Here is a 22958-nt window from a genome sequence, read left to right as displayed (position 1 = left end):
TCACCCAAGATGGGTCAGGGCGCACAGGAGGGAGTCTGTCCCGTCCGGTTGTCCAGCACGTGGGGCGCCTTGCCCACAGCGTGCAGAGAGCGGGAAGCGGCAGCACAGCAGAGCGGAGATCCATCCCGCACGCACTCCCTCCTGAGATAAACACCCCGCTGCAAGTTCATCTTCTCCTCGAACTCCAGACAAGCAAACACCCATAACTTCAACCAGTTAATGTGAGTTTTGCTATGTCTACTTCTGTATCTGATACCGCCAAATCCAGCCGCCGCGAGCAGCGCTCCAGCGCTCAGGCCTTTATCGACAGCCTCAAGGGGATGGCTCACCCCAACTCCCGCCGCATCTTTATCGAAGGCTCCCGCCCCGATATCCGGGTGCCCCTGCGGGAGATCCAGCTGGCCGATACCTTCGTTGGTGGCCCTGTCAGTGGCGATAAGGAAGCTCCCCAGTTCGAGCCCAACGAGCCGGTGCCGGTCTACGACACCTCTGGCCGTTACGGGGAGGAGGGGGTCGCCATCGACGTGCGCCGCGGCCTGCCGTGCTTGCGGGAGAACTGGGTGCTGGAGCGGGATGATACCGACGCCCTGCCGGGGCTCAGCTCCACCTTCACTCAGGAGCGTCTGGCTGACGAGGGGCTGGATCACCTGCGCTTCGATCACCTGAACTCTTTGCAACATAAGCCGCGCTGCGCCAAGCCGGGGCGCCGGGTCACCCAGCTGCACTACGCCCGCGCCGGTATCGTCACACCCGAGATGGAATTTATCGCCATTCGCGAGAACATGGGGCGTGAGCGGGTGCGCTCCGAGCTACTGCTGCGCCAGCATCCGGGGCAGGGTTTTGGTGCCCGCTTGCCCCAGAACATCACCCCTGAATTTGTGCGCGATGAGGTGGCCGCCGGTCGCGCCATCATCCCCAGCAACATCAACCACCCGGAAGCGGAGCCGATGATCATCGGCCGCAATTTTCTGGTGAAGATCAACGCCAACATCGGCAACTCGGCGGTCAGCTCCAGCATCGAAGAGGAAGTTGAGAAGCTGGTCTGGTCGACCCGCTGGGGCGCCGATACCGTCATGGATCTCTCCACCGGTCGCTACATCCACGAGACCCGCGAGTGGATCCTGCGCAACAGCCCGGTGCCCATCGGTACCGTGCCCATCTATCAGGCGCTGGAGAAGACCAACGGCATCGCCGAAGACCTCACCTGGGAGCTGTTCCGCGACACCCTGCTGGAGCAGGCCGAGCAGGGGGTGGACTACTTCACCATCCACGCCGGCGTCTTGCTGCGCTTCGTGCCGATGACCGCCAAGCGCCTCACCGGCATCGTCTCCCGCGGCGGCAGCATCATGGCCAAGTGGTGCCTCTCCCACCACAAGGAGAACTTCCTCTACCAGCACTTCCGCGAAATCTGCGAGATCTGCGCGGCCTATGACGTGGCCCTGTCGCTGGGCGACGGTCTGCGTCCGGGCTCCGTCTATGACGCCAACGACGAGGCCCAGTTCGCCGAGCTGCGCACCCTGGGCGAGCTGACCAAGATTGCGTGGGAGTACGATGTGCAGGTGATGATCGAGGGGCCGGGTCACGTGCCGATGCACATGATCGAGCGCAACATGACCGAGCAGCTTGAGCACTGTCACGAGGCGCCGTTCTATACCCTGGGCCCGCTCACCACCGACATCGCGCCGGGTTACGATCACTTCACCTCCGGCATTGGCGCCGCCATGATCGGCTGGTACGGCTGCGCCATGCTCTGCTACGTGACCCCCAAGGAGCATCTGGGGCTGCCCAACAAGGAGGATGTGAAGCAGGGGCTGATCACCTACAAGATTGCCGCCCACGCCGCCGATCTGGCCAAGGGGCATCCGGGCGCCCAAATTCGCGACAACGCCATGTCCAAGGCGCGCTTTGAATTTCGCTGGGAGGATCAGTTCAATCTGGCGCTGGATCCTGACACCGCCCGCGCTTACCACGATGAGACCCTGCCGCAGGAGTCCGGCAAGGTGGCCCACTTCTGCTCCATGTGCGGGCCCAAGTTCTGCTCCATGAAGATCACTCAGGATGTGCGCGCCTACACCGCCGAACTGAATGCCGCGAAACTGGAGGCGGTCGAGATCAAGCTGGTCGGCATGGACGGCCAGCAGGAGCAGGTGGTGGCTCAGGTGGAGAGCGGCATGGCTCGTAAGGAGACAGAGACCTTCAAGCAGGCCGAGGTGGTGCGCGGCATGGAGCGGATGGCAGAGACCTTCAAGGAGACCGGCGGCGAGATCTACCATCAGGTGGCGGCGCTGAAACAGGCCGCAGGGGAGGAGGCGTGAGCAGCGCAAGCGGGGCTGTTAGCCCCGCCGACCTGCCAACAGTGATGGAGGCGCGACCCTTGGGCAGTGATCTCAAAATGCGAGTCTGGACCATCGCCGGTTCCGACTCCGGCGGCGGCGCTGGCATTCAGGCCGACTTGCACACCATGCACGATCTTGGCGTGCACGGCTGCTCGGTTATTACCGCCATCACTGCCCAGAACTCGGTGGCGGTGAAGATGGTCGACCCTGTACTGATGCAGACCTTCACCGCCCAGATCGATGCCCTCGGTGTCGACTTGCCCCCGGCGGCCATCAAGATAGGTCTGTTGCCGACCCGGCTCCACGTCGAGGTGCTGGCCAGGCGGCTCGACACCCTGATGGCGCCCTTTGTGGTCTATGACCCGGTGGCTATCGCCAGCACCGGCACCCCGATGGCCGAAGCCAATATGCTGGTGGCGGTGCGCGAACAGCTGCTGCCACGCCTCTCCCTCATCACCCCCAACGGCCCCGAGCTGGAGGCGCTGACTGGCATTCCCGCCAGCAGCCCTGAACTGGTGCGGGCGGGGGCGGCGCGACTGCGCGAACTGGGCACCCGCGCCGTGCTGGTCAAGGGCGGCCATCTGGGCTGGAGTGGCGATCTCTGCCTCGACTACTACCAGGACGAGACTCGCGAATTCTGGCTGGCGGCGCCGCGCCTCGATACCCGCCACGGTCACGGCACCGGCTGCTGCTACGCCAGCGCCATCGCCGCCGTGGTGGCGCAGGATTATCCGGTGGAGGACGCCATCACCCTCGCTCGTGCCTATCTGCAACAGGGGCTGGCGGCGGCGCAAGGAGTGGGGGCGGGCCCGGGGCCCATCGCCCATCTCGGCTGGCCAGCCGATCTTGCCTACTTCCCCCGTGCCGTGCTGGCGGGTTCAACCCTCGATCGCCGTTTCGGACTTTATGAAACAAGCAGTGCCCGCCTGCCGCAGGGCCCCTTTGCCGCGACCGAGCACAACCTCGGCCTCTATCCGGTGGTCGATTCGGTCAAGTGGCTGCGCCGCCTGCTGGGGCAGGGGGTCAAGACCATCCAGCTGCGGATCAAGAATCTGCCCGCCGCTCAGGTAGCACCGGCCATTTGTGATGCTGTCGCGCTCGGTCGCCGCCATGGGGCGCGGCTCTTTATCAACGACTACTGGCAGCAAGCCATCGAGGCGGGCGCCTGGGGCGTGCATCTGGGGCAGGAGGATATGGAGACCACCGATCTCGCCGCCATTCAGGCTGCGGGGCTGCGCCTTGGCATCTCCACCCACGGCTACTTCGAGCTGATGCGGGCGCGCGAGCTGGCCCCCTCCTATATCGCGCTCGGCCATATCTTCCCGACCAATACCAAGGCGATGCCTTCGCGCCCACAGGGGCTGGTGCGGCTGCACCGCTACCGCGCCCTGATGGCGGAGTGGCCCACGGTGGCCATCGGCGGCATCAGCGAGGAGCGGGTGGCGGCGGTCAAGGCAAGCGGCGTCGGCAGTATCGCGCTGGTCTCGGCCATTACTGCCTGCGACGACTGGCAGGGGGCGACCGAACGGCTGCTCGCTGCCGTGGGGGCAGGGGATGAGCCGCGCTCGGCCACTGCCATAAGGGAGGTGGAACATGCTCTCTGATGCGGAATATTTGCGCGATTCAGCCCGCCAGCTTACCTCGCTGGCCGGATGGGGAGGCATTGATGTTGGCTGATGCTGAATACCTGAGATACGGCCGCCAGCTGATGCTGGCGGAAGTGGGGGAGGCCGGACAGGCGCGGCTCAAGGATAAATCTGTGCTGATCGTGGGCTTGGGCGGGCTTGGCTCGCCGCTGGCGCTCTATCTGGCCGGGGCCGGTGTGGGCACCTTGTGGCTGGCCGATGGCGATACGGTCGATTCCAGCAATCTGCCGCGCCAGATCCTGTTCGACTCTGAGGCGGTTAACCACTCCAAGGCGGAGCTGGCCCGCGAGCGGTTGGCGGCCCACAACCCGCTGGTGGAGCTGATTGCCATCAACCAGCGGCTCGATGCCGCCAGCCTGCCGGAGTTTGTGGCCGAGGTGGATTTGGTTGTCGACTGCTGCGACAACCTCCCTACCCGCCACGCCATCAACGTCGCCTGCGTGGCTCAGGGCAAGCCCTGGATCTCCGCCGCCGCAGTGGGCTGGCAGGGGCAGCTGATGGCGCGCACAGGTACGGATCACGCCTGTTACGCCTGCCTCTATCCGCAGGATACCGAGATCAATGAGAGCTGCCAGACCAGCGGCGTCACCGGCCCGCTGGTCGGGGTGATGGGCTCCCTGCAGGCCCTGGAGGCATTGAAACTGCTGCTTGGGATGCCGAGCCCGGTCGCTGGCACATTGCGCCGCTTCGATGCCCTGACCCATCAGTGGCAGACCCTCACTCTGGCCCCCGATCCCGATTGCCCGGTCTGCGGGCAGCGCCGATGCCCGACACACGATAAGGAGATCACCCCATGACCTTGACCATTCGACTCAACGATAAAGCCCAGCCGCTGGCGGCAGGGCAGAGTGTGGCCGACCTGCTGGCCGCGCAGGGGGTCAATCCACATGGCGTAGCGGTGGCCCTCAATGGCGCCGTGCTGCCCCGTGGCCGCTGGGCCGAGACCCGTCTCAATGACGGGGATGAACTTCACCTCTTCACCGCCATTGCCGGAGGCTGATCCATGATGCTCACAGTCCCATATTCGAGCGTTCTGCCTTGCGGTGGAACTTCATCTCTTCTTACCACTGTGGCGGGAGGCTGACATGCTGACAATTGCCGATCACACCTTCTCATCGCGCCTCTTTACCGGCACCGGCAAGTTTGCCCGCCCGGATCTGATGGCCGCCGCCATCGAGGCGAGCGGCTCCCGGCTGGTTACCATGGCCATCAAGCGGCTTGAACCGGGCAAGGCCCACGACGATATTCTCACGCCCCTTCGGCAACTCGGGGTCAAGCTGTTGCCTAACACCTCTGGCGCCAAGACCGCTGCCGAGGCGGTGTTTGCCGCCCACCTCGCCCGTGAGGCGCTAGGAACAAACTGGCTGAAGCTGGAGATCCACCCCGATCCCCGCTATCTGCTGCCCGATCCCATCGAGACGCTGAAAGCCGCCGAACAGCTGGTGAAAGAGGGCTTTGTGGTGCTGCCCTACTGCGGCGCCGACCCGGTGCTCTGCAAGCGGCTGGAAGAGGTGGGTTGCGCCGCCGTGATGCCGCTCGGCGCGCCTATCGGCTCCAATCAGGGGCTGGTGACCCGGGAGTTTCTCGCCATCATCATCGAGCAGGCCAATGTGCCGGTGGTGGTGGATGCGGGGATCGGTGCCCCGAGCCACGCCGCCGCTGCCTTTGAGCTGGGCGCCGACGCCGTGCTGGTCAACACCGCCATCGCCGTCAGCGGCGATCCAGTCGCCATGGGCCGCGCCTTTGCGCTGGCCTGCAGCGCCGGGCGCAGCGCCTATGAGGCAGGCCTCGGCGCCCGCGCCCTGCAGGCGCAAGCCTCCAGCCCGCTCACCGATTTTCTGGGGGCGTTATGAGTCATGATGCTGGTGCGATGGGTAGCTCCGAACTTTTTGCACAACCCCAAGTGCGCCCGAGTGATAGCCCCCCTCTCCCTCTGGGAGAGGGGCTGGGGGTGAGGGCTCCGGGAGTGAGGGCTAAAGAGCCTTCCTTTCTCGACCATTGGCACGAACTGGAGTGGGACGATATCGGCATGCAGATCCGCGCCAAGACCGCCGCCGATGTGGCGCGTGCCCTGAGCGCACCACGCCGCACCCTGAGCGATTTTATGGCGCTGATCTCGCCAGCCGCCGAGGCGTATCTGCCGCAGATGGCAGCCGAGGCCGAGCGCCTGACCCGCCAGCGTTTCGGCAACACCATCGGCTTCTATGTGCCGCTCTATCTGTCGAATCTGTGCGCCAACGACTGCAGCTACTGCGGCTTCTCCATGAGCAACCGCCTCAAGCGCAAGACCTTGAATACAGAGGAGATAGAGCGCGAGTGTCTCGCCATCAAGGCGCGCGGTTTTGACAGCGTGCTGCTGGTGACCGGCGAGCACGAACACAAGGTGGGGCTCGCCTATTTTCGCGAGGTGATGCCCATCATCCGCCGCCACTTCAGCACGGTGGGGATGGAGGTGCAGCCCCTCTCGCAGGCCGACTATGCCGAGCTGAAGAGCCTCGGCCTCGACGCCGTCATGGTCTATCAGGAGACCTACCACGCCCCCACCTACGCCCGCCACCACCTACGCGGCAACAAGCGGGACATAGCATGGCGCCTTGCCACGCCGGATCGGCTTGGTCGCGCCGGTATCGACAAGATAGGGTTGGGTGCGCTGATCGGTCTCTCCTCGGACTGGCGCGCCGACAGCTATTTTGTCGCCGAGCACCTCGCCTGGCTTGAGCGTCACCACTGGCAGAGCCGCTATTCGCTCTCCTTCCCGCGCCTGCGCCCCTGCACCGGCGGGCTAGAGCCTGCCGTGGTCATGTCGGATCGCCAGCTGGCCCAGCTGATCTGCGCCTGGCGCCTCTTCTCGCCAACGCTGGACTTGTCGCTCTCCACCCGCGAGTCGGCCACCTTTCGCAACGGCGCGGTGCGTCTTGGCATCACCCAGATGTCGGCCGAGTCGCGCACCCAGCCGGGTGGCTATGCGGAGGGGGATGCAGAGGAGCTGGAGCAGTTCGCCATCCACGACGACCGTCCGGTGGGGGAAGTAGCCGCCGCAGTGCGGCAGGCGGGGTTGCAGCCGGTGTTTAAGGATTGGGAACCGTTTTTGGGGAGATAGAGGGTGATTTCCCTTTGCCATACGCAGATCGGGGAGAGTGATGCAGGAACACAATAGCTATTCGCGGTAAACGTTGGGCTTCGCAAGCTCAGCCGCAACCTACATCTGTGGTAGGTTGGCGCTGAGCGTAGCGAAGCCCAACATACGAGATGGACAAGCGGGTTCGCCTCAGCGAATAAGAGGGGGAAACCAAAAGCGTACCCACCATTCAGACTTGACCAAGTGGGTTTATGTCACCAGTAGACACTCAGCTTCTGGTCTTGGCCGTATCGATCAGACGCCTGTTAACAGTGTCTCGCCATGCCGCCAGTCTCGCTATGTCTTGCTCAAGTTCATCAGGCTCTGGGATTGGGAGCCTTCCAACAATTGTTGCGGCATCGTGCTCGAACTTGGAGCACTTAGACATTCCTGCATCAACTTCCCGGTAGTCATCATCGGTCACAACGACAGACTTAAGGCGCTGTGTTGACACACCTTCACCGAACCGCTGGACCGCGCCGTTCAGCAACACCTCCTCGACACACCGCTCCCAAGCCAGGCGTAGCCGGCCGTAGCAAAATGCAGTCAGACGACGATGTTCATCCTCATCCCCATCCTTTTGCGCTCTACGAACCTCCACGAGTTCTTGCCGGAGCCTTGCCAGACGATCTTTGGTGCCCACAACGTCAAACGGCAGATCCTGCGAGTGCACACCATATCCTTGGGCAGTTCTGCGAATGTAGTTCTTGCTCAGCATTGACCCAAGTTCCTCGATCTTCTGCTCCAAGATGCAGAGGAAGTAGATGTCGTGGGTGAAGACGATCACCTGCCGGGTGAGTGACTCAAGGGCTAAACGATACGCCACCTCCCAACGGCGCCTGTGATCGAGTGATGACACTGGGTCATCCAACACAATCCCGCCACGTCCTTTGCCAAGCTTTATCTCCGCTAGGAAGGAGGCGATGGCAATAGCTCGCTGCTCCCCCTCACTGAGGATGGCGGCAGGCGAACCTCCACCAGGCAATTGAAGGACCAGCTTGAATTGGGTCTTTCCCCCTGGAGACTCTGGCTTCATTACGACCTGAAGTTGATGCACCTTGAGGAGTTTGAGTTCATCGTTGAGAGCGTCCGCCAGCTCCTTGCTGGCCGTTGTCCGCGAAAGCTCGGTAGACTTTCTGGAGATTGCTCGCGTATCCAAACCATCAATGCACGCCTGAAGCTTACGGCAGACCTCATGCTTGGTGATTGCCTCTAAGACAGCGGTCTTGACTTCCCCCAGGCGCACCCGCGCATCAAGCTCTCGCTTCTCAGCCATCATATCAGCCCGAACTTTCTCATCGGCCGTGGCCTCCAAAGCCTTGGCCTGTTCCTGTAGACCTTCAATGATGCTTACCAACCCCGGTCGAGGGTCATTCGGCAGTGCCAAAACCTCTCCCCACGGGAGCTCGGTCGCCGCTGCCTGCAACACCAATTTCTGACGGGTATTCAGGCACTTCTGCATCGTCGAGCATCCAGCAGCGAGTTCAGGAGCAATCTCCGTCAACTCTTCCACCAAACCATCACGGAATATGATGTCCAAGGCCGCTTTCTTGATCACTTTGTAGGCTGTTGCTGCTACCTCGCGTGCCTCGGCCGCAGCTTTTTCAGCTGCCTGCTTGATAAAGGTGTCAAACTGCACCAGACGCGCAGCCCCATCCTGTCCAAGCATGTTTTGGCAGAGGGGACATGCAGAGTCTTCGGGAAGCACCGGGAATCCATGGTCTGGGTGGCTTACTTTGGCAAAAGTTCGGGCTGCTTCAAACAGCGTTTTCCATTCTTCATTTCCAGTACCAGCAAGTTGACCCGGAGTTTGTTTGAACTCGGTCGCCGCCAGGTCTGCGGCAGCTTTGGCCGATTTTGCTTTACCAATAAGCCCTTTAAGCTTTGTGACCTTTTCATCGTCGATCAGTGTTATCGCGGCGGTAATCCGATCCTTCAACCCCGTAAGGCGCGCTGCCTTCTGATGAGTCGCCTGGGCTTTTTGCTTAGGATCAGCCTCTGCGAGGGTTTTGGTCAGTAGGGCCCGCCGATCCAGCTCGGCTTGGTTAAGCGTGGCCAAATCCTCAATGTGCTCTGGTTTTGTCTGGGTCGGGATACCAAGTAGTGCTGTGGCGACCGCAGTCTGCTCTCTCATCAGCACGGCATACGCTGCGTCACTTGGAGCATTCGCAGCCTTCTCTTGCGTAGCCCGCGCCTTGAGCTTGGTACAGGCACCGACCAGCCCCTCCAAGATGTCCAGCCCATATGGGGTGTAAGCAAAGTCCCCGTGGTTATCGATGTAAGCTCGGGCGCAGTGGGTATCGAAGATTGAGATATCCGAAAGTGGTTCAGGCGCTATCACACCGTACTGCCAAGGAAGGTCAATCGCTGTGCCATCGATTACAGCCTCGAACACAGCCTGAGCGGTGCCAACGTCCTTGGGATCTAGGTTGGCGTTGGGTAGGATGGGCTCGCGCCGATCTCTCGCGCGGCACGCGTGCTTGAATATTCTGGAGTATCCCGACTTCCCGGCTCCGTTTTCCCCGTAGATGACGGTTAGACCAGCTAAAGCGATCGGGACGCTCCCGCCGTTCGCCAATGCATTGACGTTCACAAGCCCCTTGATCGCGGCTAACTGAACTAATCGGGCTGGATCGGCAGGCGGAGCAACCTGTGCGTCTTGAAGCTTCTTGGATATCCGGCCATCTGGATCTGGAATCCCCACTTCTGCCTTGGCCAATGCATAGAGGTCTTCCAGATCCGCAGTACTAAGTAAGCGGTCTTGGTAGAGCCTAGCAATAGCATCTTGTTGCCAAGCTGCGAGTCCCTTGGACCACGCATAGATCTCTTGAATAATGCTCATCAATTTGCACCTTGTTGCTCACATCTGCTTTTTCAGAAAATTACCGCCATACCCCGGTGGTATATCCGGCAGTTCGCCAAGAATGGAATAATCCTATTCCCGGTAGAAGGGTCGGGCCTGGAAACTGGTGTGGCTGAGGGCGGTCAGTTGCATCTGGCTCAGTTCCAGATGAAGAGTGATCACCATGACTAGGTGGTACTGGATGGTCAAGGTGGATGGTGGGGGATTGTCGGCGACCTCGCACTATTCCTGTCTGTTTGATGTGCGGCCTTGCTGGCTTCTCATATTTCCATCCTCACTCTCGGATACCGGTGCGGGTTCTCTGGGCCAACCTCTGTCGTCTGACGGCGGGTGGCGCATCGACCCTGCCGGGGTTTGTCTCTAGCATAAGGAGAATGCGGGCAGGGGCTCCGCCATGCGGGCGGTGGTTGATGCCCGTTTACGGACTTCTGGCGGAGAGAAAAGATGAAGCTGCGTTCCTTGTTGATGGTGGGGGCCCTGCTGTTGGGCGGTTGTGCGGTCAATCCCTACGGTGGCACCCAGGCTCCTGTCAGTGAGCCGGACCAGCCAGTGAGCCAGCCGGACAAGCCGGTGACCAAGCCGGATGCCGGGGCACCGCTGCCCAAGCCGGTGGCGCCGACCGGGCTGGCGCTGGCCATGGCCGACACCTTTGTGCAGGCTCCCGAGGTGCGGGAGCTGACGCAAACCGGTCAGCCGGTGCTGCTGCTCACTCCGCCCCGAAACGGTACCGGCGAGCCGGTGGATACCCGCGCCATGGTGGCGGCCATGAGCAAGCGCATCATGAGCAAGAGCGGTTTTCGCTTTGTCGACCCAGGTCAGGTGGCCGGCATCACCGGCCAGCTTGAGTATCAGCAGGGCAGGATGAACCCGGCCTCCTTGGTACGGCTCGGTCGCCAGACCGGCGCTCGCTACATGCTGTACGGGGATCTGGTTGCCGAGGGCAGCCGCTATCGGCTGTCGATGACCCTGATGGAGCTGCGCAGCGGCGAGCTGCTCTGGAGCGGCAGTCGTTCTGCCAGCCACTGAGCGGCCTGCGACCGATCAAAAAGAGGGTTGAGTGCCTGTGCGCTCAGCCCTCTTCTCATTTCTGGCCTTATGCCTGATAGGGCTTGTCTCTAGCGGGTTGCCGCTTCCAGCGCGGCTATCTCCCCGCCGCTGATCAACGGCAAATTCTGGCTGATCTGCTCCACCGGCCAGTCCCACCAGGCGAGGGCGTTGAGGCGCTCTATGGTGTCGTCGTCGAAGCGGTAGCGGATCACTTTGGCGGGGTTGCCGCCGACCACGGCGTAGGCGGGCACGTCGCCGGTGACCACGGAGCGGGCGGCGATAATGGCGCCGTTGCCGACTTTTACCCCCGGCATGATCAGGGCGTCATAGCCAATCCAGACATCGTGGCCGATCACGGTATCGCCCTTGTAGGGGAGGCTGCCCGGGGCGGGGGCGGCGCTCTCCCAGCCGTTGCCGAAGATAAAGAAGGGGTAGGTGGAGAAGCCGGAGGTCTGGTGGTTGGCGCCGTTCATGATGAACTTGACCCCGCGGGCGATGGCGCAGAACTTGCCGATGATCAGCTTGTCGCCGACGAAGGGGAAGTGGTAGAGGACGTTGCGCTCAAAGCCCGCCGCATCCTCCGGGTCGTCGTAATAGGTGTAGTCACCCACTTCGATATTGGGCCCCTTGATGGTGTTCTTGATAAAGCACACCTGGGGGAAGCCGTTCATGGGGTGTGGATTGGCGGGATCGGGTCCGTGCATCTGGGCTCCTTGGGTTGGCCGGGTATTAAATCGCCGGGAAGTAGCAGGCGCTCATGTCGATGGGGTGGTCGGGGCAGCCTGGCTGATAGAATTGCCAGCCCGCATCGGAGAATGCGCGCAGTTCGGTCTCGACAAACTTGATGGCAAGGCTCAGGGCCTGCAGGCTGTCGACGCCGTAGATAAAGGTCTTGTCGCTGAGCCCCGCCAGCTTCACCTTGCAGCGCCAGTCACCGCTGGCAGACTTGGGATCTGGCTCGGGGGCCTTGATGGCGATCTTGAGGGTGAGCTGCTCCCCTTCGGTGCTGATGGCGTCGAAACGGGCGGTGACGATGGCGTTTTTCATCTGGCGATTCCTTTTCCGTGGTACAGCCCCTGCGGTTGCGGGTGGCTGGTATCCCTGATGGCTGATGAGGTGAAAATGTGGACTCAGGACGGCCAGCGTAAATGAACTGGTGAGTTGAAACAATGAGATATCCATGGTCTGGAAGAGGGGGGTTGCGTAGCTGTGATCGGGCGCAAGGGCGTGAGGCGTGGCATGTGGACTAACCCGGCTGGCCCGTGCCGCCGAGTGGCTCTACCGGGCCAAGCGGGCGGGCCGCAATCGGGTGGCGCACTGCCCGGCGCGCTGAGCTTCTCGGCCCTGTTATTGGCAGAAATCACCTGTTCTCTTGCCATAAATAATTTGGCTGACATCACTGTCAATTAGTAGAAAAGTTGGTCGTATTATTTAGCTCATATTCCACTGGCGATGGTGTTAATATTATCGGCCTGATCGCTGGTCTTATTTGTGTTGTTGGGCAACAGGATGAGGTTTTATCGGTATGTTATCAAACAGGCTTGAATCGGGTTTTGGATGACGAATGTGATACATCTCGTTGTCTTTTGAAACAATCCGATTCAAACAGTCATGAATTATTAACCTTGACCCGGATAGCGATTTCAACGATGGTAGCGTGGCAGCTCCGTTTCCCTCCAGTGGCCCTGTTGGCCGCTGGCGGTGTTGTTTTTTCGTGTGCAGGGCGATATGCAACGACATATCTCAAGCCTGTTATTCGGGCCAATAAAAATAATGATGACAGACTAATAAGGTATATATTGCAATGAGTGTTTCTATTGCTGAAAAGAGTAACCCTGTTTCAAAGTTGAAATGGGAGAAAAGCGATTCGGTATGGACCATGGGCTTATATGCCACTGCTGTCGGTGCCGGTACCTTATTTCTCCCTATTACTGTTGGCAGTAATTCCCCGGTTATTTTGCTGTTTATTTTATTGCTGGCTTTTCCGCTCTCTTATTATTCCCATCGGGCATTGAGTCGCTTTGTGCTCTCCAGCTCCCATCGGGAAGGGGACATCACCCATGTGGTGGAGGAGCACTTCGGTGCCAAAGCGGGCAAGCTGTTGATGCTGGTCTATCTGATGGCCTTCTACCCCATCATTCTGGTCTACAGCATCTCCATCACCAATGCGATCCAGAGCTTCGTGGTTCACCAGCTGGGGCACGCCGAGCTGCCGCGTGGCTTGCTGGTTGTGGGGGTGATGCTGGGTCTGCATCTGATCCTGCTGGCCGGCAAGCAGATCGTGGTGTCGGCCATCAGCGTGCTGGCGTTGCCGATGGTCGCTTTTCTGATTGGCCTCTCTGTCTATCTGCTGCCCCAGTGGAGCCTCTCCTATTTCAGCGAGAGTCAGGCGGTGGATTGGCGTGATCCGGCGTTCTGGAAATCCCTCTGGCTGATCGTGCCAGTGATGGTTTTCTCGTTCAGCCATGCGCCCATTATCTCCTCCTTCAGTGCGGCGCAGAAGAAGCGTTGTCAGGAGAGTGCCGACCTGCGCACCAAGCGGATCATCAAGTACAGCAGCCTGCTGATTTGCGGCAGCGTGCTCTTTTTTGTGGTGAGTTGCGTGATGAGCCTGAGTCAGGCGGAGATGGCGCTGGCCCGCACCGACAATATCTCTGTGCTGTCGGCGCTGGCGAACAAGTTCTCCAATCCGTTGATCGCCTATGTGGGGCCGCTCATCGCCATTCTGGCCATGTCCAAATCTTTCCTCGGCACCTCCATGGGGGTGAGCGAGGGGACGGTGAGCATGGTGAGCGGTGCCTGTCAGGGGCTGGGGCTCTCCCTCAAGGAGTCGACTATCGCCCGGGTGTCGTCGGTGATCCTGTTTATGGTGACTGCCGTCATCACCTATCTGAACCCCAATGTGCTCGATATCATCGAGCGGGTCAGTGGCCCGCTGATCGCGGTGATCCTGTTTCTGCTGCCAGCCTGCTCCATCTATCGCTTGCCCGCACTCAAGCGTTATCGCGGGCCGAGCACCCTTTTTGTGTTGGTGATGGGGCTGCTTGCCATCTCGGCCCTTATCTACGATCTGCTTTGACCGGGCTGTATCCCGCACAAATCAAAAAGGGCGACCAGTTGGTCGCCCTTTTTCTTGGCGTCGGGGTTAGCCGAGCAGGCCGCTGGCGCTCTGGCCTGCCATCAGCAAGCCGAACGCCAGCACGCTGAACCAGACCAGGGTCGCGCTCACCAGCAGGTAGCCACTGGCGACGAACAGACCGTCCCGCTGCAACATGCCGGTGGCAAGTAGCAGGATGGCCCAGGCAGGCATGGCATTGGTGAAGGGGATAGCGCCAAGGGGCAGCATCAGCAACAGGGCGGCCAGCATGATCAGCAGGCCGTTACAGCGGTTGACCACGCTGCTGCCGGTCAGCATCAGCAGGCGCGGGCGGATAAAGCGATCGACCCGGGCCAGCAAATCCGCCCCCTTGTGCAGGGTCGGCTTGAGCTGGTCGGCAGCGAAGCGGCGCTCCATCAGCATGGCTGGCAGCCAGGGCACCCGGTTGAGGGTGATGCCGATACCGATAAAGAGGATCAGCAGGCCGAACGGGGTGCTGACCCCGGGAATGGAGACCGGCAGCAGGAAAGGCACGGTGAGCAGCACGCAGAACAGCAGCATTCCCTGCTCGCCCACCAGCTCCAGCATCTGGCGCAGGCTGACGTGGCTCTCGTCGATGGCGTGAGCGGTGGCCCGCAGGGTATCCGCGAGGGTGGTTTGGGGGTCGTGAAGTTGCGCGGCAACCATTCCCTGATGTCCTTCTGAGTGGTGATGGCGGGCCCCGATGACCCGATTTTTCGCCAGCATACGTGGCAGAGGTTAACCGCCGATGAATGGTGGCGGCCGGCGCATAACGGCGGTTGTGGCACGGCTCTGGAGCCGCAACAGCTGAGGGCAGTCGTGCCATGAATGTGATCCGGTACAGCAGCCGTTTAGGCGTGGCGCAGAATGAAGCTGGTATGCTTTATGAACAATCACACAGGGAGCAGGGGATGATGATGAAGCGAGCCGGGATAGCGATGGTGGGGCTGTTGTTGCCACTGGGGCAGGCCTGGAGTAGCGAGGCCGCGACCACATCCGGTTGGCAGCTGACGCCGTTTTTCGGCTACAGCTCAGCCATCGACTTCGAGAAAAGCGACGATGTGGTGGAGCCGGTGGCGCGTTCGGCCTCGCTCGATTCACTGCAGGGGCAGCGCTCCGGCAGCTGGGGCCTCTTTATCAGCAAGGAGGTGGATGACCCAGGCATGATTGAGCTGCTCTACAGCCACCAGTCCACCACCCTATCTCCCGATCAGCCGGATCGCCTGACGGTGGATACCTTGCACTTTGCCGGGGCGCTGACCCTGTCGGACAACCTGATGGCGCCCTATATCGGTGCCGGTATCGGGGTGACCCGCTTTGCCGCCTACGACAGCGAGGTGACACCTTCCATGTCGCTGGCGCTCGGGGTGCAGCCCCGGCTGACCGAGCATCTGGCGCTGCGGGCCGAGGTGCGCGGCTATGGCTCGCTGGTCAACGACAGCAACCAGTTTCTCTGTAACCCGGATCAGTGCGTGTTCAAGGTGCGCGGAGAGCTGGTGACCCAGTGGCAGGCCAATATCGGTCTTACCTTCCGCTTTTAAGCCGCAACAATTTCATGCTGAAGAAAGGGGCCGTCTGGCCCCTTTTATCTGGATGTTTGCTGCTGTGCTCATCATTGCGCTGGCAGATGCTCACGTCTCGTGACTGGCTGGGGTTGCCCACACGGCGCAATTTCTGCCCGCCTCTTTGGCGCGATAGAGCGCCTGATCCACCCGCTTGAACAGCGAGACAGCCGGCTCCTTGGGCTCACGGATCCCCACCCCCAGACTGACCGTCAGGGGGCTGGCCGGATCGGGGGCTATGGTGCGGGTCGCCGCCAGCAGTGTGCTGGTCAGTTGTTGCAATTGTGCTTCGTTGGCGACGGGCAGCAGCAGGACGAACTCCTCACCACCAATGCGGGCCGCCAGCGCCCCGGGCGGGCAGTGTTGCTGCAACAGTTCGCCAAACTGCTGCAGCACCCAATCCCCGATATCGTGGCCGTAGTTGTCATTGATCCCCTTGAAGTGATCCAGATCCAGCAGGATGAGGGCATGGTAAACCCCCCGCTCCAGAAACAACTGCTGATGAAAGTAGCGCCGGTTTGGCAGTCGGGTCAGATCGTCAAACAGCGCCTGTTGTCTGAGCTGGGCATTGATATGAAAGAGGTGGTGCATGGTGCTCAGGATGCCGATGCTGCTGAGCAGAATGCCGCTGGATCGCAGCAGATCCTCGGCGTAGATGGCGAGCCAGAGCGGTTGCTGCACGATTTCATCCATGATGTCGGCGGTGGCCCCCATGATCCACAGCATCAGGCCGCAGGAGAGCAGGCGGTAGGTCTTGGCGGGCAGATGGGCGCACTGTACCACCCAGAACAGGAACAGCATGGTGAACCAGTTGATCACCTCGAAGCCAAAGCTGACGGCGTAAAAGCGCTCGTAGGGAAAGTGGGGCAGCAGCCCGAGATGCAGGAGCATGATGGTCAGCATCAGCACTCCCAGCAAGGCGATGTGAGCGCGGTGCTCCCCATCGAGAATGCGGTAGTGGGAGAGGCTGATGTCGAGACGATCGAACTGCATGGGGTTCCTCGGATGTGGGCTTGCCATCACCTTGCAACCAAGGGCTCGCGTAATGGTGTGCCTTGGGCAGATAACAGCAAGTGACGGGTCTGACAGTGTAAACGAGCTGACCCGGGCAGTGCGATGGTAATGGCATCAGCTTGTGGGCTGGCTCCGGGTTTGCGCACTTCTGGTGCGCACGTTATTGCCTGCCCTGTGACAGGGCGGCCCTGGGCAGGTTGGCGCAGTCAGCGCGCCATGTTGGTGCAAGCGGGGTTTCGTCGATAGTTAATTTTATGATTTTAAAGGATTTAAATTTATGGCCCGCTTTATGCTTTTTACATGTCAGACGGTCTCTTGCGGTCATCGGCGGCAGACGCAGTGATGTGAAGTGGCAAGAGACATCCCCGTGCCGGGCACGGGTGTGATTCTGGCGGGTCGCAGCAACACCTTGCGGCTTGCCACAGATTCAATCAGGGAAACGGAGCCGGTCTTGTACCGGTACGACAGGGAAGGAGAGTGCACTATGGTCAAAAAATGGATGATGGCAGGTCTGACGATGTTGCCTGCCTTGCTGGTTACCCCAAGTTGGGCCGAAGAGGTCGCTCAAGTGCAGGCTGCGGTGGCACCGGTTGCCAGCGTGACAATCAACAAGGGTGACAACACCTGGATGCTGCTGTCGGCGGCGCTGGTGATCCTGATGTCGATCCCCGGTCTGGCCCTCTTCTACGGTGGTCTGGTGCGGGCCAAAAACATGCTGAGCGTGCTGATGCAGGTCTTTACCCTGTTCTGCCTTATCTGCGTGCTGTGGGTGATCTACGGTTATTCGCTGGCCTTCACTGAGGGGAATGGCGTCTACGGATCTTTCAGCAAGCTGCTGCTCAAAGGTGTCACGCCTGACTCCATCGCTGCCACTTTCAGCAAGGGCGTTGGCATCAGCGAGCTGATCTATGTGGTGTTTCAGGGGGCCTTTGCCGCCATCACCTGCGGTCTTATCGTGGGGGCGTTTGCCGAGCGCATCAAGTTTGCCGCCGTGCTGCTCTTCTCGGTGATCTGGTTCACCTTCGCCTACATCCCGCTGGCTCATATGGTGTGGTACTGGGCGGGGCCGGATGCCTACACCAGCGCCGAGGCCGCCGCCACGGCGACCGCCACTGCCGGTTATCTGTTCCAGCATGGTGCGCTCGACTTTGCGGGCGGTACCGTGGTGCACATCAACGCCGCGGTGGCGGGTCTGGTGGGGGCCTATCTGGTGGGCAAGCGTCTGGGCTACGGTCGTGATCCCATGACCCCCCACAGCCTGACTATGACCATGATCGGTGCCTCCCTGCTCTGGTTTGGCTGGTTCGGCTTCAACGCTGGCTCCGCGCTGGAAGCCAATGGCGTGGCGGCGCTCGCCTTTATCAATACCTGGGTGGCTCCGGCGGCGGCGGCACTCTCCTGGACTCTGGCCGAGTGGGTGATGAAAGGGCGTCCCTCCCTGCTGGGGGCTGCCTCTGGCGCGGTATCCGGTCTGGTAATGATTACTCCGGCTGCCGGTTTCGTCGGTGTGGGCGGTGGTCTGGTGATGGGGCTTATCAGTGGTGTGGCGGGTCTGTGGGGCGTACACGGTCTCAAGCGTTTGCTGGGGGCCGATGACAGTCTCGATGTGTTTGGTTTGCACGGAGTGTGCGGCATTCTCGGTGCCCTGCTGACCGGCGTCTTTGCCAGCCCGGATCTGGGCGGTACCGGGGTGTGGGACTATGTCACCAATCAGGTTGCCGGGGGCTACTCCATCCTGACTCAGGTGAAGATCCAGGCCATCGGGGTGGGTGTCACCATCCTCTGGTCCGGTGTGGTAGCGGCGATCGCCTTCAAGGTCGTCGATATGCTGGTCGGACTGCGGGTGAACGGCGATGCCGAGCGGGAAGGGCTGGATGTGACCTCCCACGGCGAGAAGGCTTACAGCATGTAATGCCGAACGTCAGACAACAAAAAACCGCCGGTTCCGGCGGTTTTTTTAGGGCTCGCGAGCGGTGGCGCGTTTAGTTCACACTCTTAATTCACGACGGCCACGTTGATGCTGCCATTGCCCTGGGTCATGCGAACGCGTGCGCCCGGGGTGAAGGTGGGGCTGGCTTTCTGTACCACCACGATGGCTTCGCCATTCTCTTTCTTGATCTCCAGCTCGACGCCGTCAACCTGATTCATCTTGTTGCCGACGGCGTTGCCTGCCGCCGCACCGGCGATGGCGCCGCCTGCAGCTGCGATATCGCGTCCGGTACCGCCACCTATGGTGCTGCCCAGCAGGCCGCCGACCACGGCGCCGCCGATGGTGCCAATCAGGGAGTTCTCATCAGCCTGGATCTTCACCGGGCGGGTGGAGATGATGGTGCCGTAGCTGACGGTCTGCACCTGTTTGGCGCGGTCTTTGGTGTAGACATCGCCGGAGTAAACGTCGCTATTGGCACAACCCGTGATGGTGGTTGCGGCCAGCAGGGCAATAAGGGTCATACGCTTCAACATGGTGGGCCTCCTGGGCTGCATGGAATTTGAACAATCCGGTTGATGAGCAGAACTCTACTCCAACCTCGTCACACATGAAATCGGCAAAATGTAACCAATTATGCGTTCTGTTACCGGTTTTGTCCTTGAATCTACGCTGTACCAGAGAGGGTTTTGACCAGCAGCAGGCGGTCTTCTCCGGGGCCAAAATAGTCGGCTACTTCCGCCTGCAATGTGTAACCGAGCCGGTAGTAGAGGCGCTGGGCCGGATTGGCGGGATCGACGGTGAGTCGCAACGTGCTGATCTGCAACGCCTGCTGGTTTAGCTCCATCTGGCGCATCATTCGCTCCGCGAGGCCAAAACCGCGCGCTTCTGGCAGCACCGCCAGCGACAGCACCCAGCCTTGCGATCGCTCCTGACCAAAGCCACCCAGTACATAACCCACCAGCTCTCCCTCGTATTCGGCTACCAGCAACAACTCGGGCCACAAATCCATCGCCTGACGGAAGAAGAAGGCCGGATAGACATCTTCGCCAAAGACTTTGGCATCGATCTGCCAGATGGCGTGCATATCGGCATGGGTAGCGGTACGTAGCAGGGGCGGGTTGTGGTGCATCAGGACTCCATCGACAGCAAGAGGGGCGGCTAGGGCCGCTGACCCCAAGGTCAACGGCGCAAAAGAAGTCACAGGGTAGTGGTCATCCCCTGCCGGATGCAAGGGATTGGCGTTCAGGGGGGAAGGGGTCGGCTCTGGGGCAGTTTGGCGGCCTTGCGCCAGCCATCGAGCAGGTGGCGGATGGCGAGCCAGGGGTGGCGCAGCAACATGCGCGGGCCGCTCCACTTCATCACCTGCTGGATCTGTTTGCGCATCGCCGGGGCGTAGCAGTGGATATTGCAGTTGGCGCAGGTGGGTTTATGGCCGTGGCCGTAACGACAGCGATTGAGCCGCTGATGGGCGAACTCCCGCAACTGACGACAGTGGCGGCAGTGGGGATCCTGATGATGGTGCTGGCAGTAGAGGCGGATCATGGCGCTGACGGTCTTCTTCTCGCGCATGAGTCTGGGGTGGTCACTCGCCTTTTTGCTGATTGCGGCGTGTGGGCCCCTTGCTGGGCTGACATGATGACTTTTCATGGCCGCCATTGTCCTGACCTGTTCGTTTGGGGTGTTGATACAGGTCAAAAGGGGGACAAAAAACAGGGCCCGCAGGCCCTGTGTTATCAGATGAGACTGGTCGCTTGTTCCAGCCAGGCGAGATCCTCGCCCTCGAGCAGCGGGCTCAGGCGGCGGAACACCTCGATATGGTAATCGTTGATCCAGCGAAACTCTGCCTGACTCAGCAAGCTGCGGTCGATCAGGCGAGTGTCGAACGGCACGTAGGTCAGTCGCTCGAAGCCCAGCATCGGCAGCTCGCCCACCTGTTCCAGCTCGGCCACTATCACCAGATTTTCGCAGCGGATGCCAAAACCATCTTCCCGGTAGTAGCCCGGCTCGTTGGAGAGCACCATGCCCGGCTGCAGGGCAACCATGTTCCCTTTCGGCGCGATGCGCTGGGGCCCTTCATGGACACTCAGGAAGTGGCCGACGCCGTGACCGGTGCCGTGGTCATAGTTGTAACCGGCTTGCCACAGCGGCATGCGGGCCAGCACGTCGAGCTGGATACCGGCGGTGCCACGGGGGAAGCGGGCCTGATCCAGGGCGATATGGCCCTGCAGTACCCGGGTAAACATCGCTTTCTGCTCGTCGCTCACCTCACCCACCTTGATGGTGCGGGTGATGTCGGTGGTGCCATCCATATATTGGGCGCCGGAGTCGAGCAGATAGAGGCTGTCCTGACCAAATGCACGGGGGGTGCCGTTGGTGTGGTGGTAGTGGCACATGGCGGCGTTGGGGCCGAGCGCCGAGATGGTGTCGAAGCTCGGCTCGACGTAGTGCTCCTGCTCGCGGCGGAACGCTTCCACCTGATCGGCCAGGGTGCCTTCATCCACCCCCTCGAACTCGCCGGAGGCGATCAGTCGATCCAGCCAGGCGAGGAAGCGGGTCATGGCGACGCCATCGCGCAGATGGGCGGCGCGCATGCCGGTCAGCTCAACCTCGTTCTTGCACGCTTTCGGCAGCATGGTCGGGTCTTGGCCCGCTACCAGAATGGCGCCCGCCTCTTCCATGATGAGCTGGGTCCAGGCGTTGGCGCTGTCGGGATCGGCCAGCACCTTCTGCTGATCTTCACCGATACGTCGCAACACATCGCCCAGCTTGTCGATGGGGTAAACCGAGACATCCTGCCCCACGTGCTGACTGAAGGCGAAGCAGTCGATCTTGTCGGCATCGACGAAAAAATCCATGGTGGTGTTGGCGTAGAGCACCGCAAAACCCAGCACCACCGGCAGCCGTTCGATGTCACGGCCACGCAGGTTGAGCAGCCAGTTGATGGGCTCGGCCTGGGTCAATAGCACCGCATCCAGCCCGCGCTTGCGCAGATCTGCTGCCAGCAACTCCCGTTTGGCCTGGCTCGATTGCCCTGCCAGCGCCTCGCTGTAGAGGATGACCGGAGTTTTGGTCGGCTCGGGGCGATCGCACCAGTGCAGATCGATGGGGTTCTGCTCGATACGGATCAGCTCGATGCCGCGTTCGGCCAGCACGGCTTTGGCGTTGTTGTACCAGGTCAGGCTGTGCAGGCGGGCATCGAAGCCAACCCGGGAGCCTGACGGCAGCTGTTCGGCCAGCCACTGCACATGGGGATCGTTGTTCAGGTGGAGGAATTCGAATAGCTCGGCGGGGGTCTGCATCCGCGCCTGTACCGTATAGCGACCATCGACAAAGAGGGCGGCCCGCTGCGCCATGATGATGGCCACCCCGGCAGAGCCGTTGAAACCGGTGATCCAGTCAAGTCGCTCGGCATAGGCGGGGATGTACTCGCCGAGGTGCTCATCATCGTGGGGGACAATAAATGCGTCCAACTCCTGCATGGCCAGCTCGGCCCTGACTTGGGCGACGCGGGTTTCAATTATCTCGAAATTAATCATGTCGTTAGTGCCAGATGGTTGCTATATGAGTGTTCAGTTTTTATGGCCGCTATCCAGGATCCGTTTGATCGACTGGCCTGCGGCTTCGATATGTTGTTTGAGCAGTACCACCGCCTCATGCTTGCGCCGGGCGCGGCACAACTCCAGCAGTTGGGCGTGTTCACGCTCCGCCTTGTCCACTCCGCCCTGGGCAAACAGTAGCTCGAAGCGGACATAGCGGTCACAGCTCAGATTGATCTGGGCGATCAGTTCAAGTGCCTGGGGGCGACCGGCTGCCTGATAGAGGGTGGCGTGAAAGCTGTGGTTCAACTCGGCCCAATGTTCGATCTGGGTGCCTGACTCCAGGGCGTGATCAAATTGGCTGAGGATCGTCTCCGCTTGGGCGAAGGTGGCTTCCGTCATCTTGTCGACGGCGTGAAACAGGGTATCGGCTTCCAGCAGTGCTCGCAAATAAAAGAGCTCGTCGATGGCCGAGGCGTCCAGCATGGTGACCACGGCGCCGCGATGGGCCTCGAACTTGACCAGCCCCTGTGCCTCCAGCTGCATCAGGGCTTCGCGCACCGGAATGCGGCTCACCGCCAGCTCTTTGGCAATGGCATCTTGTCGCAGCGGGGCGCCGGCGGGGAACTCACCACGGAGGATCCGGCCGCGGAGGTTTTCCATCACCATCTGGGTGCGAGTCTGGTACGGGGGGGTCATGGTCGGGTCACGATTGGGCGTTGCAACATGGTCGATAGGAGCGAGTTTGGCTGAATCTACCCCGCCCGGTGTGGCAAGGCAAGGTTGGT

20 protein-coding genes are annotated in these 22958 nt (G+C 61.1%); 10 read left to right on the top strand and 10 right to left on the bottom strand.

Features of this window, described 5'->3' with window-relative positions:
* Positions 1-233 precede the first annotated feature (233 nt).
* The 6 genes from thiC to thiH all read left to right on the top strand — a co-directional run bounded on the left by thiC (position 234) and on the right by thiH (position 7082).
* The gene (thiC, locus tag CF137_RS12435) at positions 234-2315 is read left to right on the top strand and encodes a phosphomethylpyrimidine synthase ThiC (RefSeq protein ID WP_139719347.1); all 2082 of its coding nucleotides are present in this window, start codon (positions 234-236) and stop codon (positions 2313-2315) included.
* On the top strand, positions 2312-3940 hold the full coding sequence (gene thiE, locus CF137_RS12430; RefSeq protein ID WP_139719345.1) for a thiamine phosphate synthase: 1629 nt from the start codon (positions 2312-2314) through the stop codon (positions 3938-3940). The genes thiC and thiE overlap by 4 nt, the downstream gene beginning before the upstream one ends.
* 62 nt (positions 3941-4002) lie before the next feature.
* A complete protein-coding gene (locus tag CF137_RS12425; protein WP_139719342.1) occupies positions 4003-4779 on the top strand; it encodes a HesA/MoeB/ThiF family protein in 777 nt (258 codons plus the stop codon).
* Positions 4776-4982, top strand: a complete 207-nt coding sequence (gene thiS, locus CF137_RS12420) for a sulfur carrier protein ThiS (protein WP_139719340.1) — start codon at positions 4776-4778, stop codon at positions 4980-4982. Before CF137_RS12425 ends, thiS begins: the two co-directional genes overlap by 4 nt.
* Before the next feature lie 85 nt (positions 4983-5067).
* Positions 5068-5835, top strand: coding sequence for a thiazole synthase (locus tag CF137_RS12415; protein ID WP_139719338.1), 768 nt, complete (start codon positions 5068-5070; stop codon positions 5833-5835).
* A gap of 17 nt (positions 5836-5852) precedes the next feature.
* Positions 5853-7082 (top strand): 2-iminoacetate synthase ThiH, encoded by a 1230-nt coding sequence (gene thiH / locus CF137_RS12410; RefSeq protein WP_139719512.1) that lies wholly within the window; start codon positions 5853-5855, stop codon positions 7080-7082.
* 247 nt (positions 7083-7329) lie between these two features.
* Here thiH and CF137_RS12405 read toward each other — a convergent pair whose 3' ends face one another.
* Positions 7330-9942, bottom strand: coding sequence for an AAA family ATPase (locus CF137_RS12405; RefSeq protein WP_139719336.1), 2613 nt, complete (start codon positions 9940-9942; stop codon positions 7330-7332).
* Positions 9943-10407: 465 nt separating this feature from the next.
* Between CF137_RS12405 and CF137_RS12400 the strand changes: the two genes are divergently transcribed.
* Positions 10408-10989, top strand: a complete 582-nt coding sequence (locus tag CF137_RS12400; protein WP_139719335.1) for a penicillin-binding protein activator LpoB — start codon at positions 10408-10410, stop codon at positions 10987-10989.
* Positions 10990-11078: 89 nt separating this feature from the next.
* Here the strand turns inward: CF137_RS12400 and CF137_RS12395 are convergent, their stop codons facing one another.
* The gene (locus CF137_RS12395) at positions 11079-11714 is read right to left on the bottom strand and encodes a Vat family streptogramin A O-acetyltransferase (RefSeq protein ID WP_139719333.1); all 636 of its coding nucleotides are present in this window, start codon (positions 11712-11714) and stop codon (positions 11079-11081) included.
* A 25-nt stretch (positions 11715-11739) separates the two neighbouring features.
* Positions 11740-12057, bottom strand: coding sequence for a DUF6968 family protein (locus CF137_RS12390; protein WP_139719331.1), 318 nt, complete (start codon positions 12055-12057; stop codon positions 11740-11742).
* 757 nt (positions 12058-12814) lie between these two features.
* Here CF137_RS12390 and CF137_RS12385 point away from each other — a divergent pair.
* Positions 12815-14089: an amino acid permease gene (locus tag CF137_RS12385; RefSeq protein ID WP_139719329.1), complete on the top strand. Its 1275-nt coding sequence runs from the start codon at positions 12815-12817 to the stop codon at positions 14087-14089.
* Positions 14090-14155: 66 nt separating this feature from the next.
* Here the strand turns inward: CF137_RS12385 and CF137_RS12380 are convergent, their stop codons facing one another.
* Positions 14156-14794, bottom strand: coding sequence for an exopolysaccharide biosynthesis protein (locus CF137_RS12380; RefSeq protein WP_162515927.1), 639 nt, complete (start codon positions 14792-14794; stop codon positions 14156-14158).
* Positions 14795-15045: 251 nt separating this feature from the next.
* On the opposite strand from CF137_RS12380, the gene CF137_RS12375 reads away from it, so the two are divergent.
* The gene (locus CF137_RS12375; protein WP_139719510.1) at positions 15046-15669 is read left to right on the top strand and encodes an outer membrane beta-barrel protein; all 624 of its coding nucleotides are present in this window, start codon (positions 15046-15048) and stop codon (positions 15667-15669) included.
* Between the two features lie 90 nt (positions 15670-15759).
* Here the strand turns inward: CF137_RS12375 and CF137_RS12370 are convergent, their stop codons facing one another.
* Positions 15760-16683 carry a GGDEF domain-containing protein gene (locus CF137_RS12370; protein WP_139719325.1) on the bottom strand — a complete coding sequence of 308 codons (924 nt, stop codon included), beginning with the start codon at positions 16681-16683 and terminating at the stop codon, positions 15760-15762.
* A gap of 505 nt (positions 16684-17188) precedes the next feature.
* Between CF137_RS12370 and amt the strand changes: the two genes are divergently transcribed.
* Entirely contained in the window at positions 17189-18616 is a 1428-nt protein-coding gene (amt, locus tag CF137_RS12365) for an ammonium transporter (RefSeq protein WP_139719323.1), read from the top strand.
* 83 nt (positions 18617-18699) lie between these two features.
* Here amt and CF137_RS12360 read toward each other — a convergent pair whose 3' ends face one another.
* The 5 genes from CF137_RS12360 to CF137_RS12340 form a co-directional block, all read right to left on the bottom strand.
* The gene (locus CF137_RS12360) at positions 18700-19167 is read right to left on the bottom strand and encodes an outer membrane lipoprotein (protein WP_139719321.1); all 468 of its coding nucleotides are present in this window, start codon (positions 19165-19167) and stop codon (positions 18700-18702) included.
* A gap of 131 nt (positions 19168-19298) precedes the next feature.
* The gene (locus CF137_RS12355; protein WP_139719319.1) at positions 19299-19763 is read right to left on the bottom strand and encodes a GNAT family N-acetyltransferase; all 465 of its coding nucleotides are present in this window, start codon (positions 19761-19763) and stop codon (positions 19299-19301) included.
* Positions 19764-19876: 113 nt separating this feature from the next.
* Entirely contained in the window at positions 19877-20281 is a 405-nt protein-coding gene (locus CF137_RS12350; protein WP_139719317.1) for a nitrous oxide-stimulated promoter family protein, read from the bottom strand.
* 86 nt (positions 20282-20367) lie between these two features.
* Entirely contained in the window at positions 20368-22170 is a 1803-nt protein-coding gene (locus tag CF137_RS12345; protein WP_101326355.1) for an aminopeptidase P family protein, read from the bottom strand.
* A gap of 33 nt (positions 22171-22203) precedes the next feature.
* Entirely contained in the window at positions 22204-22869 is a 666-nt protein-coding gene (locus CF137_RS12340) for a GntR family transcriptional regulator (RefSeq protein WP_101320621.1), read from the bottom strand.
* Positions 22870-22958 lie beyond the last annotated feature (89 nt).

The organism is Aeromonas sobria (assembly GCF_006243315.1).
GTDB lineage: Bacteria > Pseudomonadota > Gammaproteobacteria > Enterobacterales > Aeromonadaceae > Aeromonas > Aeromonas sobria_A.
The sequence above is the reverse complement of the archived record's forward strand: the minus strand, read 5'-3'. Positions and strand labels throughout refer to the sequence as shown.